We start from the raw sequence: 17,911 nt of genomic DNA on the forward strand, positions 1-17,911 counted from the left end.
TTTTCTACATGTCAGACCATTTAGATGGTATTTTGGATTGTACGTGTTTAGCCCCAATGAATTTCGCCACTGTCTCGTAGCAGGCGACCAACCGGGGGTATATGAACCCTCAGCAAGGGCTAATTGAACTTCTCCAGGGATGGTCTCCGCTCGGAGACCATCCCGGTGACCCTGCTGAGGGACCGCTGAGGTGGTCATAGTGGATCGAGATGACCTCAGCAAAGACGAACTTCTCTCGCGGTTTCTCCAGATGGAAGAACGAATCAACGATCTTGAGGAGAAGCTTCAGGAGAAAGACGAACGGATCGAAGAACTCGAAACACGGCTTCGCAAATACGAGAATCCACATACACCACCGAGTAAGCGACGGTCGGGGACTGACGAGTCCCCGACCTCGCAAGATGACGAAGACGACGATGTCAGAACTGACGGCGGCACTCCCGGACGAAAAGACGGTCACGAGCCAGAGTGGCGCTCTACCGCTGATCTGGACGAAGAAGTTGAGGTCACCCGTGACTGCTGTCCAGAGTGTGGCCAACACTTCGACGAGTCGGTGGGCGTCAGCCCCCGACTCGTCGAGAAGATACCAGATCCACAACCACCAGAACTCACGCAGTACAACCGCCACTGCTACCGATGCGACTCCTGTGGAACCGAGACAGTCGCTACACACCCCGACTGCCCCGATGAGGGGCAGTTCGGGGTGAACGTTATCGCCCAATCAGCACTATCGCGGTACGATTACCGCCTTCCCTATCGGAAGATTGCAGACCGTTTCGAGCAGCTACACGGACTGGAGTTGTCAGGTGCGACTGCGTGGCACGCGACCGAGCGCGCTGCGCGCGCCGGTCGCTGTGAATACGAACAGATCCGTCGCCAGATCCAGCAAGCCGACGTTGTCCACATCGATGAAACAGGCATCAAGCGAGATGGTGAGCAAGCATGGATCTGGACGTTCACCACCGAGAACCACACGCTCTACGCGGTTAGAGAGAGTCGTGGAAGCGATGTTCCCGCGGAAGTCCTCGGCGAGGACTTCGCGGGAACGGTCATTTGTGATGGGTGGACAGCCTATCCAGCCTTCAGCGACAATCTCCAGCGGTGTTGGGCTCATATTTTGCGAGAGGCTGAAGATGCCGCTGAGAAGCAACCGGAAGGCGAACCGATCTACGACTCTCTCAAACAGTTGTACGTCGCTCTCCAGACCCGGCTGGAGAGCGACTTGACCATTCGTGAGCGAGCAGAGCTCCAGCGTGTGGCGCGGAGAGAGCTTGAATCACTGATTGAACGGTCAGTTCCCGACGGACCAGTGGCAACACTACTCGGAAAGATCGAAGGTGGCCTCGACCACTGGCTCACCTTCGTCGGTGAGCCAGCGGTCTCTCCGACGAACAATGCCGCCGAAAACGCGCTTCGTGAGCCGGTGGTTCTCCGGAAACTGATCGGAACGCTCCGCAATGACCGCGGGATGTTCGTTCATGAGACGGTGCTGTCCCTGCTGGCGACATGGCGCCAGCAGGGACGCAATCCATACGACGAGCTCAAGCGAGTCTCCCGGAACAACGAGATGATTTCACGAGATCAGGCTGTGCCGGCCGTTGAGTCCTCGGGGTAAACACGTACTTTGGATTTCACGCCTGTGGTTTGTTTCGACTCGGTTACACAGATGCCGCGATCGCATCGACGGGTTGAGATGCCGATGAGCGATTAGTATCGGCGCACTTCCCGTCGCCGTCGTCCTGTCGACGAGTGACAATTGCCGACCGCATCGTCGAGATCGATCCCGGTTCATCCAAGTCTAACTTCAACGGCCGGGTACCACCCATGGAAATCGAGAACGTAAACAGTCCTCCCTTCAACTCAAGCGGTTGAATCAGGGTATCACCCGTCGTACTCGACCGACAGCTGCTGCTGCCGGGAACTTCGATGTGACTCAATCGAGTCTTTGGAACGTCACTGTTCTAGTTGGTCGGAACGTCGTGACTTACATTTGCGTTTTGGAACCCGGTACCATGTCGGGTAAACCGATTTCGATGGTGACGTTTTCGACCACCTAACCGGTCCAACAGTTGCTGCGAGCGCTTCGAATTGTGCACCACGATTGATATACTATAGCGTCGTCCCTCTCACGATCTCCATCATTATCTCGAGAGGACAGCGAAACTCCGGCCGGTACCGGGTGAAGCGTCTAGAATCACGAGGTAGCTGGTCCGCGTAGTGAAGGCGGCGTCTGTGAAGACCGACAGGGAGGTGAAATACGCAACCCGACACCTATCGGTGAATTGAGGCCTCCGCTCCCGTCGCTATGGGGGAGTCGTCCTCTCTGAATTCAGATATTCGTCAGTAGAGACACACCAGGGACACAATCGTTCCAGCACGGCGGAATGCAGCGGGATAGTTATCGCCGATCAGTCGAAATCTGACGCAGATACTTTTCCAAACAGGGAACCGCCGATAGCATCACGACGGCCAGAATCTGAGCTAACAAATTGTGGCGTCGCTCCTTCCGACAGCTGGTCCATTGAGCGCTGCCTGGATTTGTTGTACCCCGGAAGCGCCGAGAACTGTTCAGATACCGCAGACGCAACCTTTCCCGAAATCATTGGTAGAATCGTCGATTCGGACACCACGCCTTCCCGTTTCCCCTTTCGTCGAGCCTTCGTAGTACATTTACGAGACAATTATTACCGCTCGAGACGATTCAGACACCATCGTCTTCGGGACTCCAATACAGCCTTCCGAGACAAGATCAGACGCCTACCAACACCTCCGGGAACGGCTGCGAGTGGATCGTTCGTCGTCGGCACCTGCATCTCAACAAGGTTATCTGGGACGTGTAAAGGTGTGTCCGGGAGCGACGGGAGATCCTGGGGCCGATCGATCGCGAGTCCGGGCTTCGATGTCTCTCTTGTCTATATCGAAATGAGATTTATCGATATCTCGTTTCCCGTGTAATTTCGTTGGTTTCTGGGGTGTCGTTCCGCCGTCCCCCTCTGATTACGACAGTAGATCCGCAACTAGCTGTACGGTGATCGCCGACGTGCCGATGATGGAACTCTATGCCAAACATTCGACGTCCTACCGACTAGGGTGAGTTCGGATACTGAGAATCGATTCCGAAATGCCGCCCCCTTCGATGAGTACCTAGTCACCGGTCGAGCGTGATCAGATCACGGACTCCGCTGACCTAACAGATCGTATCGATGAGTCAAAGGCGGATTCACGACGGTCGCCGGCACGCTCGAGCATGATGATATACTTCTTGACATTTGAAAGTTGAGTACGTCAGGTATCGATGGTAGATCGTCCTTTAGAACCGTTGTCCGGCGAGTTCTGAGCGTGCGTGTGGCGAAACGCCGTCTTTCCGCTGAAGTTGGCGTGACTCCTGGGGGTTGCAGTGTTGATCATCCCCTTTCAGAACGAGCAATTCCCTCTCTCTGGGGACCGGTAGAATCGCCGTCAACGGATCCCCGACTACACTTACATTTCTCGGACCGAACCGGACGAATTTGTTGCGGAAGTTGTCGCGCTCCCGCCTAGCCACACTCTCGAACGGACCTCCTGCCGATCTGAAGTTATTGTGTGTTGTCAGTACTGGGATCGATACTCTCGGAGACCCACACTCACGGATAAAGACCCTTATTTGTGAGCTAAGTACTGAAATAGTGGCGCGATAGAAACGATTAGTTGTGTGTATGGAACTAGATCACAGGATTAGCCACATACACACCTAAGTATCGAACGCTTACTGGGGATAGGTGACCCAGATCGGCTTCCATTGACTCGTCGTGATACGCGAACGACGCCCAACTGGCACTACCCGCAAAGACGCTGTACAGAAATCCAGTGCAACTCTACTCGCGAGCATCCCGGGCTCGCTCAGCACGTCCTGGTGGTATCGATTGGTCAGGATCCTGCCCCATTTGGAAACCGCTGGGTGGCTCCCGCCATCGAAAACCAAAGAAAGGTAAAGGCGGTTCTGAGACCGATCTGGTCCGCCGGGATTCAGAATCGAAATGGGTGGCTCTCCGGAAAACGGACTACTCACCGCCGTGAACGGCTTCACTGTGGCGGCAGTTCACCGCCGACTGAGGCCGAAATCCCGTCACAACAGCGTGTTAGTGGCGTCTGCAGAGCAGATACTTCCGGCAGTGCTCTCCCGTTTGAGTGGCTCTGAAGCCTGGATGAGGGGCCGGCAGAGGCCACGACGACCACTTCGTGCCATCGAGATTCAGACGTCGAGAGCGTCGAGTTGCCCGATTCCCGGTCGAATGAGACTATAGATTCCGACTGCACGTATCCGTATGGATTCCGGCGGCGGCAAACGCTAGCCCAGCGATTGCTCGTCCTCTGAGAGCCCCATTTCGGGAGCTAGGTTTCAACGGGCTTTTCCGTGGTTGATATCGGACAGTGAATTCTAGTTGCGGGAAAACCCCAGAAACCGTCGTGGAGGGTTTTATCCAACGGACTACCGCGATCAGTTCGCCCGTAGTGAGAGCGTCCGGAGCTCGTGATACAGCTACGATGACGATATAGAGTTCATTGGAGCGACAGTGTCCTCTCGACGACGGAGTAGCCGCGCATCCGCGTTCCTCTCCGCACTATTTTCGTCTATCTGCCGCCGATCACTCGGAACGCACTCTTGTAAATATAATACCTCTGCCAGTTCCACCGTACAACCTGAATCAAATAAACCAAACTCCGCTATACAGAATTGAGGGGTGGCGGCCGAACACACAAGTTCGGAAGGTACGCTCATACAAAACGATAACTTGCTAACACTAATTCACGCTGGAGAGGTCCGCTTACGGGGTTCAGTGCCAACCCCTCATACTGCCTACATTACGCCCCCGAAGCGAACAACCGGGAATTGGCGCGTAGCAGTAGGGTGTATAATTGATCGGCAGTGTTCGCTGAGTCCAAGATGAGCATTCCTAAGCAGGTGAGGGTTTATCCGAAACTGAAGGTTAGGATAGTGTAGACACAACATGGCCTCAATTTTCTACGAAGCACAGCACGGAGAGGTATACCAAATCGACGAAGTTTCACAACATCTCCTGGTCTACGTGTATCTACACGGCGAAGCGAAACTGGAGGATGTTGTTGAATCGATTGGTGCTCAGAACGAACACGCGGTGCACTCCCGAATCGAAAGTCAGCTGGGCGGAAGTGCCGCGCAGCTAATCGACACGGAACGTGGGATGCAGCAAACTTTCGGAGAGCGCCCAGATTACATCATTCACTCCTCCGCACTAACAGAGACTGGGGCGAAATTCGTGGAGAAACACCGGAATGAGTTGTCGATGCCTGTAGAAATCGCCGAGTTAGCGAAGCGTGTTGCTGCACTCCAGATTGAAGATCGCTTGGTGGACGATCTTATCGACAGGATCGATACACTTGAGGGCCGAATTGAGGAATTAGAGTAGATGTCCGACCAGTCAACAACCTTCGATGACCATGACCCCCTCGCTCACAGCATCCTGAAAGTCCTCGAAGACTTCACCGATGAAATCGGAGCGCGTGAATGCACCGCGCACTTCGACAAAGTTGTCGATGGGAAATACTACCTGAAAGGGAAACACCTGATCCAGAACCCCGAGCGATTCACTGAAGACCAGTTAGTGTTCCCAATGCTTCGCCAGGCATTCGGGTACTCACTCCGCCCACAACCGAAACAGTACGCACCGCGGTGGCCGAGGAGCGGCGGTGTTCCTGACATCGCAATTACGTCCCTCCCGATCGATGTCGCAATGCAGAACGACGTTCGGTTCTTTGGGGAAGTGAAACCCCCGAAGAAGCTCAAGAACGCACGGAACGACATGGAGGAGTACTTGGACAGCGATCTCGATGTCCATGCGGTCGCCCTGCTAACCGACGGGTTTGACTGGGAGTTGTGGGTCCGACCAAAAGGCGAGTCAGTTGCGGAGCTGGGTGATCCGCACGCTGAGGCCAGTCTCAAAGACTCGCTTCGAACCGTGCAGTCCCGGAACAAAGTCACAGAACCGTACCAGCCCCATCAGGTCCGAACGAACATCGATACAGATGCGTTCTCAGCGTTCACTGCCGACTCTGTTCTAACTGTTATCGAGGAAGAGTTCGGCGTGACAGCTTCTCAGTAGGTTCTTACTTCAGGACGGTACAGACTCAGATCGACTCTATTCTAACTGGGCAAAGAAGCGTCTGCTAACTCGTCTTTTATGAACAAAACCGTCAACCCTGCTACTGTGTCGATCCGCTCTCGGTTACCGTACATATGAGACCCATCGCTGGTGACGATTTTGCTCAAGACACCTTTCTTATCCAGCCAAGTAACGTCGCTCAAGATAACGGTATCAACGAAGCCATCAACAAAACCGAAGCGCTCCTTGTAGGAGTCGCGTTCATCAGAGGGAACAGAAGACTCTGTAACGCGGTTTTGAATCTCCTCTCTCGTCTCACGAGCATTGGTCTGAATCGTATCACAGAGAACGTCCATAACTTCACGGGCAACCTCCGAAGTTAGCTCTCTCCCATCCACGGTGTATTCAATGAACCTCCGAATGTTCGGCCGGATGTACTCCTTGATGCTTTTTTCATCGACCTTCTCTTTCACTCTGCTTTCCTCCAGAAAGTCATCGGTCAGAGATTCTATGCTGAGATCATCATCGTCACTTGATTGGAGCTTTAGATCTAAGTTGATTTGAGCAGCACGAACATTCGATAGTTTCTTTCCGAAAAGCCCCTCTTCGGTGTCCCAATCGATGTCCGTGTTTCTAAGCAGGTTATCGTCCGTACTGTTGCAATATTCGTACACCACAGGAGGGGTGAGATAGAAGCTGTTCTCTGAGTCGAAGATCCGTCTGGAGTCGGTAAACCAGAGATCGTGCAGGAAAGTAACACCGACGACCGCGCCTGTGTCCAAGAAGTATCGAGCCATATTAAACAGGGATCTTGACATCAAGGTGCGGAACAACGAATGCTTCCGCTGCTTTCAGGGCTTCTTCAGAATCGCTCGCATTTGCACGTGCTTTCTCACGCTCAAGCTCTAAGAACTTGGATCGTAAATGCTGCTTCGCATCCCTAATGCTGTTCTCGTCCACCTCCGTGGCGATCTCCTGCCGGGTCAGTCCGTTATTGTTCCTGCAGGCGAGTTCTAAACAGAACAGTCGCCAGAACATTTTCGCTAATTTTTGTGCCCGGTTAGGATCGTAGTCATCTGAGTCGATTTCCGCACTCATCAACCGATACCAGATGTACAAATCATCCTCGTATTCAGGGTAATCTGCTAATGGGAAGTGTTCAACGAACGCGCAAAGACTCTCCCGAGTCGGTTCTCTATTCTTTTTTCCAAAGAGTGTGGTCTGTTCATCGTCCGTAGCGACCTCCAGTTGCTTGTCCAACCGACGGTACGTTTGTTGGACATCATATGGTGCTTCCCGATACATCTTATCGGTTAGAGAATCCAACCCAAGGTCGTAGTACTGATCGAGGCTCCGGGACAACGCCCGCCGTCCCTTTTGGACAGCTGTGTCACTCGCGGTGATGTCAGAGGGTTCTGTGTCGCAGGCAATTCGTTGTCCATGGTCAGTATTGATTACTCTCACACCGGAGTTGGATGTCTTGACAACAGCACCATACATATACCAGAAAAGAGGGATCTCAGCGTTGATGTGCTTTTTCTGGAATTCCTTCTCAGCGAAATACAGGATTTTATGAAGCGCTTTCGGTGGGATTGAATTCGAGTATTCCTTTTGATGTTCATCCAAGAGGAGGGCTGTGGTTTCTTCGAGGCTAAGCTGTTGAGTCATCGTAGAGGCTTACAATGAAGTTATTACCAGTACTGTATAAATCTCAGCCACTGCAAGTGAGGGTTTCCACGAGGGTTTATACTTTCCACTATCATTTGTACTCTCGTGTCGTGGGAGAATCTTGAGGGCGGGCAGGAATCAAGCCAACACAAGGGTGAAGCCTACCGCCGTCGCGTGGAGGAATACCTCGAATCAAAAGAGTTCCTCAGCACTGGCGACCCGTATTCTGGAACGTCTGATATCCGCCTTACGAGACCTGCCCACAATGAAGAGAAAATCTTCCGTGTTGAAACAAAGAACACAAAGGCATCATTAGCCGATGATACTCTCTTAACGGAACTTACCCGGCAGTTCATCGACTTCTATGTGACCAGCGAAGAATTTGAATTCCACATTTTCGCCGTGGACTACGCCGATCAGCGACGGTGGAAAAACGTCTTTCGTGATCGGACACGCAAAGAAGATGAGGTAGAGCGTCTGTATGACGATATCTGTGAGAAGCACAAACTAAACCAGGATGAGACAGAACGGTTCGAAGAGCTGGATTTCGACGACTTCTGGCGATTTTTGGAGAGTGTCCATATCAAAAAAGCGGGGTACGAACGGCTTGGAGAGCTGATTACAGAGAATGAGTCACGCGAACAACGAGAGAAGAAGTGGGAGTTCTTTACTCGTGAAAATAAACCGGTTAAGAAACCGGGGGAGCTTATCCCGAACTTCCTACGGATTACACAGTTCCCGCAGTCCATCTGGACTGCTCCAGCGCTAACTACCGATTACAAAGAGGTCTACAAAGAGAACCCGCGTCATTTACCGATCTGGTTCGAGGGAACAACGGCATTTAGCCTGATACCACCGGAGCAAATGAGCGACTCCCTGGTTAAATTCGTAAATACAGACGAAGCAGTCGCTCACGACTTCGAGAGTTGGATTACAGACGATAGTACAGACCTGCGAATCGGGAAAATCCTCTTGAACAATCAATTAACCTGGCGTGGCGAAGAGCTCCACGACAACTGCAAGGTGATCAGACACAAGGGAACCTACAAATTGGTGTTCACCACTAATAGGCCAGTTCAGCAGACGTTGGATGGCGATGTGAAACAGGGAGAAGAGAGAATGTCCAAAGATGGGTACACCGCAACAATTGGAGTGAAGGGTGTTGTTGGACACCGATACGGTTCGATTTCGATCAAACAATATGATGGCCACTACTATCCGTTCATAGAGACTGGCTGGGTCTTTTCACAAGAGGGATTCGGGGAGAACATCATCACTGGCGAGTTTGCCAGTACACTCCACCATTGGTTGAGAAAGAACGGGTATGACCAGCACCCGAATCATCGTGCTCAATTCAAACAATGGTTACACCATCTCAGAACCGGGGTCAGTGGTGCTGACGAACCCCATATTAGCGAGTTAGGTCGAGTAGACCCGGATCAGTGTATGAAGTTTAGTCGCCCAACTGGGATGACACTCGATGTGCGACCTCCACAAAATAGTGCTGAACAAAATGCATTGATGGAAGGTGATCAAGTTGAGTGAATTTTCCTCCGGATTCCGTCTTGAACGAGTACGGGAACCAGAGCTGGTCTTTGCCAACGATGGGGGAGCCAAGGATCCACGAGCGGGTCTACTGAAATACGGCCCTTGTCCGCGAGCTAAGGGGGTCGAACACGAGGTGGTTAATGTCGGTATCGTAGGAGATAGCCGCTCCATCAGTATGATGGAAAGCCTGCTTCGGGACATGCGGACTGGTGTTCCGAGTAAAAAGAATCGGAAACGGTGGAAGCCCGATTTCCCCGGGCTTGGAACCAACTCTGAGTTGCGGTTTGATTATCAGACGCTTGAGAAATGGAAGGGGAGAATTCAGCCAAGTGACATCGAAGATATTGGCGAGATACGAGATCGAGGTCACCGGACTGAAACTGCGTTTAACCACATAAAATACCAGATTCAGCGGGTGTGTAAGCAGACGCCACCTCCAGATCTTGTTTTCGTCGTTATCCCGGAGCGTATCGTGGAGTATTGTTCTGACCCAGATACGGATACGAACGAAATCAGGACTGAAGACGGGAATTTCCGAAGTCGAATCAAGATCGTGGGGATGCAGGAGAAACCCACGCAGCTGATGACACCCAGGGCACTTCGAGGTGGAAACGACGTTCAGGAGCGCTCAGAAATGGCGTGGAACATCGCTGTCGGAATGCTATACAAGGCGCGTGAAGGCAGACCTTGGAAGTTAGCGGACCTTCGGAGTAGAACGTGTTATGCAGGCATCTCGTTTTATCAAGAACGGTCTGACGACCCGGACACTCGGGCTGCAATTGCCCAAGTCTTCATTGACGACGGAAGGAACTTCGTCATCGAAGGAGGTGCTGTGGAGGATGTCGCTACTGAAGAGCGCCAAACACACATTTCCTACTCCGATGCGAAGCGGCTCGTTGAGAACATCCTTGAGGAATATGGGAACCAGCGTGATGAAATGCCGAGGCGGTTAGTCCTCCACAAGTCTTCGAACTTCTTAGATGACGAAACGAGAGGGTTCGCAGATGGGGCAACAGACGTGAAGACAAAAGAATTCATCACCGTCCGAAAACGGCATCCCCTCCGTCTCTTTGGTCAAGGTGACAATCCACCCCTGCGTGGGACACTCGCTATTCCTCCAGGAGAACGGGAGTATTACCTGTACACCACGGGATTCGTCCCTGAACAGTCCGTGTACAATAATCCGGGAACGCCGAAACCGCTAGTCCTTCGGCCGCATCCAGAGTATTTCTCAGGCGATTACCACCGGATCTGTGAGGAAATTCTCAAATTCACAAAGTTAGATTGGAACAGCTCCGATTTCTGTAAGCGCCTCCCAGTTACGATCGGGATTGCTGACGCTGTAAGCGAAATTTTAGCCGAGCCTGCTGCTTCAGACATCAACCTCCAAACCCATTATTACTATTATATGTGACTTCCGGGTAGTGTGCAAGTTGGCACAGAACCGTATCAGACACATCAGGTTCGAACGAACATCGACACAGATGTGTTCTCAGCGTTCACTGTCGGCTCTGTCCTAACTGTTATTGAGGAAGAGTCCGGCGTGGAAGCTACTCGGTAGGATTGTTACTTCCGGGCGACCGAGTGAGTGGCTGAGATTGGTTTCGGCTCTTCTACGAAGAGCTGTCCAACATTCAGGTATACCCCGCCCTGACTACGTTCGATCCGGATCCGGAACGCATTATCGTCAACGATCGTCCCATCTACGTAGAGCTGGACAGCGTCCATCGACTGTATGGACCGTGTTCGTCGAAGCACCTGCTGCAATTCCCGGATGATCTTGCTACGAGATTCTTCAGTCGCGTTGTAAAGCAGATCATCAAGGCCTGTAACTGTCACAGGACACTCAAGGGACTGGTCAGCAGCCAGTTTACGGAAGAACTCTAATGCAGTGAGCTCGTTACTGGTGTCCGCGACTGGCTCAGTCACAATGTTGTAGCCTTGATGGAGTGCCATGTTAGAACTGGGAAAGCCCCATATTCATTACGCGCTCGTAGCGCTCATCACCGGTGATACCCGACATGAAGTCGGCCAGTTCTTCCAGATCCTGACTTTTCCATTCCTTTAGGTACTCTCGGGTGTTTTGATCCGTCTTGTAGAGGTGATAGAGGTATTGCACCTTATCAATATCTAGCAACTCCTCACCTTCTTTCCCGTTGCCATTCAACTTCTTTTCAATAAAGGTGATTCGTTCATCGGCAGTTACTGGCTCTTTCCGACTGCGGGACCCTTTTACCAACTTCTCGTTTTCAAGATCGCTAAGGTTCAGGTTCTTAGCAAGAAGGTGCTTATTCAGGTCGTCATGCTCTTCGGGTGCACGTTGACTAAAGGCAGCATATGCTTTCGTGACAGGATCGATGTCTTGTGGGAGGTTTACCGAACTCTCCAATATTTGTTCTATGATCGTGTCTACAGTATCCAGTGCCTCATCAATGCCAACTTGCTCTCCTTCAGAGTGTACGTTCGGGTAATGCCGGGAGTAGTAGTACATGCATTTACCACGAAGGATGACACTCAGGTCTGCTTGAGACAGGTTCTCGTGTCTCTCACGCTCTTCTTTGATCATATCTTGAAGTTCAAAGAAGAGGTTTTGCTGAAGTTCACTGAGTGTGATTTCTTCTGTCGAAGTCTCTTTATTAGCGAAAATTAGGATGTCGTATTCTGCGTTATCCAGCTCGGCCACCGTCATACTGCCCGGCATTTCAGATTGTACAGGGTACGCTCCCGTAATGGTGAACCCACTCTGGATAAGTGCCTCCAAGATCACGGCCCAAGCCTTGTTGTTGTTATGGTGGTAGGTGAAAATAAGCTCACCATCATCTTTCAGTACACGGTGGCTTTCGGAGAAGACGTTTGCGAGTGTCTTGACGAAGAACTCACCGTCCTTTCCAGTTCTGTCGTTCTTTACGATCTCTCGTGCACTGGGGACGTGTTCCGGTGCCATCTCATCGTATCGATCACCAAGGACTTGATGGAGCCACACGTAGAAGTACTCAGACAATTCGCTGTACTGTATGTTGTCGTAGTATGGTGGATCTGTGATGACGTAATCAACCTCACCATCTTCTAATTCAAGGTTTTCAGAGGTTTTGCACTTCAGGGACCGTACGTTGTCTTCCGATATGCGTTCATTCTGGATGGGGTATTTTTTCGTATCTCCATCTTCTTTCACCATCTCAAATGGGTTTTGGCAGTATTCCTTTGCATCTGCGACAAACCCAAGGAAGTTACTCACTGAAGTAACATTCTCAATTGTGTTTATTGGATTAGGCTCTACAGTAGCCACTCGCGGTATGTATGATTTCCTTGCGAAGACATTTTCTGCTTTTCTATGGTTCTCATGGTAATTCCATTTGACAAGCATACTGTTCCGCTTCAGACTGTTTGAGATCCCCGTTATGAGGAACTCAGCGATGTTTCCATCATCAAACTCCAACGCATTCTGGAAGAGAGTTCCATACGTCAGTAGCTGCCTATCGGTGTAGAGGTCCTGGTAGCTCTCATAATTCCTAGTTGTTAGTCGGGACGTTTTGTCACCGGGGATGATTTCTTGGGTGGGAATCGGAAGTTCTTCAAATTCGTTATCGAGCCGCTCTTCGACTGCCTCTACCGTCTGCTGATCTTCTTCTGTGAACTCTTTGAATTTCTTGTTTCCAGTTTTTGTTAAGTACTGAATCGCGTAGTACTCAAATTCGGGCTTTTCATCCAGCCGGTCAAGTGTTTCCCGAACATCGTGCTTGTGACCGTTCTTGCAGGTGTACTTTACAGTTCCTCCGTAGTTTCGTGCGTTTCCGTTTTTAGGATCAAAGGTCGTGTTGCAACTGGGACACGTGAGATCGTCAGAGACCTTCTCTGTCGTTTGAATTATTCTGTCATCGCAATCCGGATTTGGACAATAAACACCCCCAGGAACGTCATTTGTTGTCTTGTTCTTTTTGAAGTTCGAAAGCATGTAGTTCTTGAAGAGGCGTACCTCTTCACCGCATGTGAGGCAAGGAAGGATCTGTGTCTGGAAAGTGTAAAGAATTTCAGCTTCACTTCCCGTGTCCGGGTCAGTCGTAGTGAAGTACTTAGATAGATCCGACCGAGTCTTTTCGACTAATTCTGTGGAAGCCTGCCGAAGTTCGGGAACATCTACATCATCCTTGATTTTCTTATTAATCCACCATGCAACTGGATTGAGCTCATATCCGATGACGTCTGCACCAACTCGATTTGCTTCAACAAGGGTAGTACCGCCGCCTGCAAATGGATCTAAGATGGTTGCTCCCTCAAAGTCATTTGATTCTAAGTATTTTCCGTGGTACTTCGTCTTCGCATCATTCGTGGAGAGGATGTCGTCACGGGTGGTTTTATCGTCGGTGAGTGCCGCCAAGGAAAGAATTCGAAACGTGGAACCTGGCCGTGGTGCGAACCACTTGTGCATGGCATAGACAGGCCTGTAGTACACGCGATTATATGTCTCTAGTTCTGCGATATCGTCCATCGTTCCAAGCGGCAGTTTGTCCCAAGTCTCTGTCATTATTAGTTACCTCCAGTCGTGTCGATCCGCAGTACCGGTGTCATACATTCGGAGAGACTGAGTCCACCGTGCATGATTTTCTTCGTTGCCCCACGTTTCGTCCATTTGTGATGACCTCTTACAACGTAATGGCCATCTACTCTTTTAATAACATTAGCATTCTCAAGCACCCGGTATGCCTGCCCATTCCCAATTTCACGGAACCTACTGCTGAATTTACCCGATAACGAGGATTCCTCTTCATCGGATAAAGAGTACGGGGAGTTCCCGAGGTGATTCACGTAACCGTGATCGCTCGTCACGAGAAACTCTGAATGGACGCTCTCTTGAACCACGTCTTCAAGAAGCCCCTTCACACCTTGGTAAATCTCCTCTACTTCCTCCATCGAGTAATTACCTTTCAGGGCTCCTTCGAGCCGCTGATCTGGGTGGCGCGTCCAGACGAACGCTGGATCAGTACTCGGGAGCTGTGGGACGTCTCGATCACCGATGAAGCGAAAATCGTCCCGAGAAACTGCTGATGGGCTCTGAGCACCGAACCATTCTCGGCAGATAAACTGCGTTTCACTGGGGAGTCCCTCAATAGGAGCCCAAGTGAATGAGATATCCCAATCATGTTCAGACTGTAGCTCCTGCTCTAATCGGAACCCTTCACGGACACTGAGGGCATCCATGATCACTCCACACCCACTGTCAATGGAGGTTACAGGGTGGTCCCCCATCGCATCAATGAGCTCATCGTAGAGATCAGGGTACAGCTTCAACAACTCGTATTCCAATAACCGAGTCTGGTACTCTGATTCAGCGAGATGCCGATCGCTTAGTGCATCTGTATGCCCCCAGATCCGACGGAGGCACTCGAATACTCCATCCAGAACGTCCTTCTCATGAAGGAGTGCGTTAAACTCTTCTTCAGCATATAGTTCGTTACTCATTCTTGTCCACCTGCATTTCAACCGAGAGTGATGCCTTCTCTGGGACGTTCAGATCCCATAGGAGCGCTAAGAACGAACTGTGATCTAACGGTTCATCCGGGGTAATTTCGAACGTTTCGTCAAGACTCACTCGCTCATCCAGAGCGTCGGCGTTGATTCCGTATTCACTCAAATCATCGCTGGTGAGGACTCCTTCAATCGTTATCGTCGCTTCATGGATATCCCAGCCCTGAGTCTCCCGTTCAACCTGGTCGATCAGGTCCGGTTTGTTATCCGCATCAATCGTCCCCATTATCGGATGGGGGCGAATTTTCGGGCCCTCGGGTTCTTCGATTCCGAACTCATCTAAGAGTTCGTCAACAGTCGCGCCTTCAACCGACACCTTTCCTTCAACAACGTCTGAAGCGTCGAATTCGAATCCGCATTCACACGATGTGTTTTCAAGTTCGTCTCCGCACTGCGGGCAATTGAACGCCGTCTCTGACGTGGTAGCTTCCCCACCGCTGAGAGTTCCAGTCCCGGTCGTGGTTCCACCAGATGTCGTCGTCTCAGAACCACCTGTGGTGTCTCTGCCAGAGGTGTCTACGGTGATTGTATTGGTTTCTTCTTCCTCATCTTCGTCGTCATCATCGCTGATGTACTGTTCGTGAACGAGGTTCGTGTCGTTTCCGAGGCTTCGAACTCGTTCTTCGAAGTATCCACCAACTTTGAGTACGCCGTCTTGGCAGAGCGACTTGATTGCCTCCTCCAACTCGGACTCTTCCGTGAGAGTTGCGTGTGCCGTCTCTCGGTAGAAGTCATTACGGAGGTGTTCATACTGTATCCCACTTGCACCTTCGCCCTTCACGGCGTTCTTAACCTCTGACCGAAGTTGGCTGGGGTCCGGTTTAACGACACTAACCGTTGCGTCGTAGAAGTCAACGCCTGGACCAATGGGCAGGGTTTCGGGGAATAGCCCGCGTTCTGTCGATGTATGAACCGTGCCGAATTTGTCCCGAACCCGGTCGCGGAGATTCTGGTAGTTCTGGTCGTGGATTTCCTCGAACCCTTCGGGGAGGACCTCTTCTTCCCGCTTGAGTTGCTCTCCTGCCACGACCTTCCGGGCGAGTTGTCGGATGCCTGTGTTCGAATCGATGCCAGCCAGTTTTTCAGGAGTAACCAATACGAGCGTATTGCTGAACTCCCGGTTCTGCCCGGTAGTGAGTTCTTCAAACACGTCGTCGTAATTCTGCTTGGCTGCAAGTGAGACGACAATCTTGAACGTCTTGTTATCCGGGATGTTCTGCTCAGTGTTCACCGGATCAAGGATGTACACGTTGTTCCGACCGTTGAACAGGTCTTCGCGTATCAGGGACTCTGTCCGGTGAATCGCATCGTGTTTGTGGATGTCTTCGGCTTTCTTTTCGATGCGGGCTGCTGGGTTTTCGTCAACGTCGAATGCGTATTCACCGTTGATCCGGTGGATGTGCCAGGCGTGCCCGTAGACATCTTCGGTGAATGTTTGGATGATTCGGTGGGCATTGATCCCTTTCCGCATGACGCCCATCAGCATCTCGCGTTTGTTTGCGCCTTCTTCACCGGCACGTGCGAGGCTGTGCAGCAGCGTGATGTTGATGAGTTCCTCGATGAATTCGTCGAAGGACCCGTCAGATTTCTGGAGGCGATTGTAGTCGTTGATGTACTTCCCGACCAGTTCGTTGTCGATGTACTGGAACCGGTCAGTGTACTTGTGAACGTCAACGTTCCCCGTGAGTATGAGATCTACTTCAGTGTAGTTGTCGCTGAGGATCTCTGTGAGGAACCGGAGGAGACCACGAGCGTCCGAGCTGGTTCGTTGCTCGGAGTATTTCTCCATCAGGAGTTCTAAGGTGAGCGGATGGAACGGGTAGTATCGTTCAATCCGATTTTCCATGTCGTGATAGTCTTCCAGTTCGATTTGGTCGTTCTGCCGGTAGACATCGGTGTATTCTTTCGCAAGTGAGGACACACCTTCTGCGTCCGTCACCTCACCGATGAGACGGTGCAGAATGAACTCGATCTTCTCATCACGCCGGGAGCCGAGGTCGTGTGTGAACGGGTTGGTACGCTGCGTAATTGCTTGAACGTCTTCGTTTTCGTAGAGTAGAGACACGAAGACGCTTAGCCGGGTGTCTTCACGGCCAGCCGCTTCGAGCAGGTTCTGTAGGAACGCGAGATTGTCGTCCTGGTATTCGTCTCGCTCCATCATCCCGTACCAGCGCTCGAACTCGTCAAGAAGGACAAGCGCTGGTTCACCGTCCAGCGTGTCCCGGATCTGGTGGACGGTCGGGAGGTCAGTTCCACCGACCCATTCGTCGATGCCGAGGTAGTCACCGACAGCTTCAGAGAGGCGGTTGTAGTCCTTTTCCAGATTGAACATCTGGAGTGCAGCAGTCCTCGTTTCAGCGGGGATTTCTGCGTCAATGCCCTGCTGATCAACCCATGCCTGGCCGAGTTCTGGCGAGTTGAAAAGATGGTAAATGACGAGTTCGATGTGGCTTTTCCCACTCCCGTATCCTCCTCCGACAATCTGCCCGCCTTCGGAGAAGTCAGAGTCTCCGTTCAGATTCCGTGCGGTGTTCCTGATGATTGTGGAGAGCGTATCCGTTGGGTACGTGATTTCCAGAATACGTTCCGCGTCTTGTTCTGGAGAGTCACGTTCGTCGTAGAGGTTGTAGAGGCTAACTTCGTCCAGCAGCCCGGTGGAGTCAATCGTCCCGTCATCCCGGAGTATTTCGTCGCTGGGGGTAATTCGTTCGGAGATTGGCGTGTCTGTCATTCTTTGATCTTCTCCAGCAGCTCATTTTCGTCTTCGACCCAGTCCGCGTGTTCGAGGAGACGGGCGATCGCCTCATCGTAGGTGAGCCCGTCGTCGGCTTTGTAGCGCCGAAGCTCGTCCCGTATTGGCTTCTTGACGCTAATTGAAGTCTCCTCGTCCGTCATGTTATCAGGTAGTAACCACGACCCCCTTATATAGGTTTGGTGAATGGATGGTTTGCATGATTTCTATAGAAACATGGATCTGTATACTTAGTGTCTTTCGGAAGTTTTGGAAACTACACACTTCCATTTATCATCCCAGAAGACTGTGTCGACGCAAC

12 protein-coding genes are annotated in these 17,911 nt (G+C 51.5%); 5 read left to right on the plus strand and 7 right to left on the minus strand.

Going from position 1 to position 17,911, the window contains the following annotated elements:
• The first annotated feature begins 250 nt into the window (after positions 1-250).
• The 3 genes from tnpC to PSC72_RS23130 all read left to right on the plus strand — a co-directional run bounded on the left by tnpC (position 251) and on the right by PSC72_RS23130 (position 6,119).
• Positions 251-1,615 carry an IS66 family transposase gene (gene tnpC, locus PSC72_RS23120; RefSeq protein WP_382261839.1) on the plus strand — a complete coding sequence of 455 codons (1,365 nt, stop codon included), beginning with the start codon at positions 251-253 and terminating at the stop codon, positions 1,613-1,615.
• Positions 1,616-4,988: 3,373 nt separating this feature from the next.
• The gene (locus tag PSC72_RS23125; protein WP_274323777.1) at positions 4,989-5,426 is read left to right on the plus strand and encodes a hypothetical protein; all 438 of its coding nucleotides are present in this window, start codon (positions 4,989-4,991) and stop codon (positions 5,424-5,426) included.
• The gene (locus PSC72_RS23130; protein WP_274323778.1) at positions 5,427-6,119 is read left to right on the plus strand and encodes a hypothetical protein; all 693 of its coding nucleotides are present in this window, start codon (positions 5,427-5,429) and stop codon (positions 6,117-6,119) included. It begins immediately after the preceding gene.
• Positions 6,120-6,160: 41 nt separating this feature from the next.
• On the opposite strand, the gene PSC72_RS23135 is transcribed toward PSC72_RS23130, so the two are convergent.
• Together PSC72_RS23135 and PSC72_RS23140 are read right to left on the minus strand one after the other, a co-directional pair.
• Positions 6,161-6,916 (minus strand): hypothetical protein, encoded by a 756-nt coding sequence (locus PSC72_RS23135; protein ID WP_274323779.1) that lies wholly within the window; start codon positions 6,914-6,916, stop codon positions 6,161-6,163.
• Between the two features lies 1 nt (position 6,917).
• Complete coding sequence (locus PSC72_RS23140) at positions 6,918-7,787, minus strand: hypothetical protein (RefSeq protein WP_274323780.1); 870 nt, start codon at positions 7,785-7,787, stop codon at positions 6,918-6,920.
• 105 nt (positions 7,788-7,892) lie between these two features.
• On the opposite strand from PSC72_RS23140, the gene PSC72_RS23145 reads away from it, so the two are divergent.
• Together PSC72_RS23145 and PSC72_RS23150 are read left to right on the plus strand one after the other, a co-directional pair.
• A complete protein-coding gene (locus PSC72_RS23145) occupies positions 7,893-9,332 on the plus strand; it encodes a hypothetical protein (RefSeq protein WP_274323781.1) in 1,440 nt (479 codons plus the stop codon).
• On the plus strand, positions 9,325-10,749 hold the full coding sequence (locus tag PSC72_RS23150; protein WP_274323782.1) for an argonaute/piwi family protein: 1,425 nt from the start codon (positions 9,325-9,327) through the stop codon (positions 10,747-10,749). Before PSC72_RS23145 ends, PSC72_RS23150 begins: the two co-directional genes overlap by 8 nt.
• 152 nt (positions 10,750-10,901) lie before the next feature.
• Here the strand turns inward: PSC72_RS23150 and PSC72_RS23155 are convergent, their stop codons facing one another.
• Genes PSC72_RS23155 through PSC72_RS23175 form a run of 5 tightly spaced genes read right to left on the minus strand, consistent with a single transcriptional unit; the run spans position 10,902 to position 17,753 of the window.
• On the minus strand, positions 10,902-11,291 hold the full coding sequence (locus tag PSC72_RS23155; protein WP_274323783.1) for a hypothetical protein: 390 nt from the start codon (positions 11,289-11,291) through the stop codon (positions 10,902-10,904).
• 1 nt (position 11,292) lies between these two features.
• Positions 11,293-13,857 (minus strand): DUF1156 domain-containing protein, encoded by a 2,565-nt coding sequence (locus PSC72_RS23160; RefSeq protein WP_274323784.1) that lies wholly within the window; start codon positions 13,855-13,857, stop codon positions 11,293-11,295.
• 2 nt (positions 13,858-13,859) lie between these two features.
• On the minus strand, positions 13,860-14,792 hold the full coding sequence (locus PSC72_RS23165; RefSeq protein WP_274323785.1) for a hypothetical protein: 933 nt from the start codon (positions 14,790-14,792) through the stop codon (positions 13,860-13,862).
• Positions 14,785-17,589, minus strand: coding sequence for a DUF499 domain-containing protein (locus PSC72_RS23170; RefSeq protein ID WP_274323786.1), 2,805 nt, complete (start codon positions 17,587-17,589; stop codon positions 14,785-14,787). The genes PSC72_RS23165 and PSC72_RS23170 overlap by 8 nt, the downstream gene beginning before the upstream one ends.
• The gene (locus PSC72_RS23175; protein WP_274323787.1) at positions 17,586-17,753 is read right to left on the minus strand and encodes a hypothetical protein; all 168 of its coding nucleotides are present in this window, start codon (positions 17,751-17,753) and stop codon (positions 17,586-17,588) included. Before PSC72_RS23175 ends, PSC72_RS23170 begins: the two co-directional genes overlap by 4 nt.
• Positions 17,754-17,911: the final 158 nt, after the last annotated feature.

The organism is Halosimplex aquaticum (genome assembly GCF_028747785.1).
Taxonomy (GTDB): domain Archaea; phylum Halobacteriota; class Halobacteria; order Halobacteriales; family Haloarculaceae; genus Halosimplex; species Halosimplex aquaticum.

Bases quoted from the DNA above. Each gene is read 5' to 3' on its own strand.
- PSC72_RS23160 (WP_274323784.1), bottom strand. From the start codon at position 13,857: ATGACAGAGACTTGGGACAAACTGCCGCTTGGAACGATGGACGATATC.
- PSC72_RS23165 (WP_274323785.1), bottom strand. From the start codon at position 14,792: ATGAGTAACGAACTATATGCTGAAGAAGAGTTTAACGCACTCCTTCAT.
- tnpC (WP_382261839.1), top strand. From the start codon at position 251: ATGGAAGAACGAATCAACGATCTTGAGGAGAAGCTTCAGGAGAAAGAC.
- PSC72_RS23135 (WP_274323779.1), bottom strand. From the start codon at position 6,916: ATGGCTCGATACTTCTTGGACACAGGCGCGGTCGTCGGTGTTACTTTC.
- PSC72_RS23155 (WP_274323783.1), bottom strand. From the start codon at position 11,291: ATGGCACTCCATCAAGGCTACAACATTGTGACTGAGCCAGTCGCGGAC.
- PSC72_RS23175 (WP_274323787.1), bottom strand. From the start codon at position 17,753: ATGACGGACGAGGAGACTTCAATTAGCGTCAAGAAGCCAATACGGGAC.
- PSC72_RS23170 (WP_274323786.1), bottom strand. From the start codon at position 17,589: ATGACAGACACGCCAATCTCCGAACGAATTACCCCCAGCGACGAAATA.
- PSC72_RS23130 (WP_274323778.1), top strand. From the start codon at position 5,427: ATGTCCGACCAGTCAACAACCTTCGATGACCATGACCCCCTCGCTCAC.
- PSC72_RS23140 (WP_274323780.1), bottom strand. From the start codon at position 7,787: ATGACTCAACAGCTTAGCCTCGAAGAAACCACAGCCCTCCTCTTGGAT.
- PSC72_RS23125 (WP_274323777.1), top strand. From the start codon at position 4,989: ATGGCCTCAATTTTCTACGAAGCACAGCACGGAGAGGTATACCAAATC.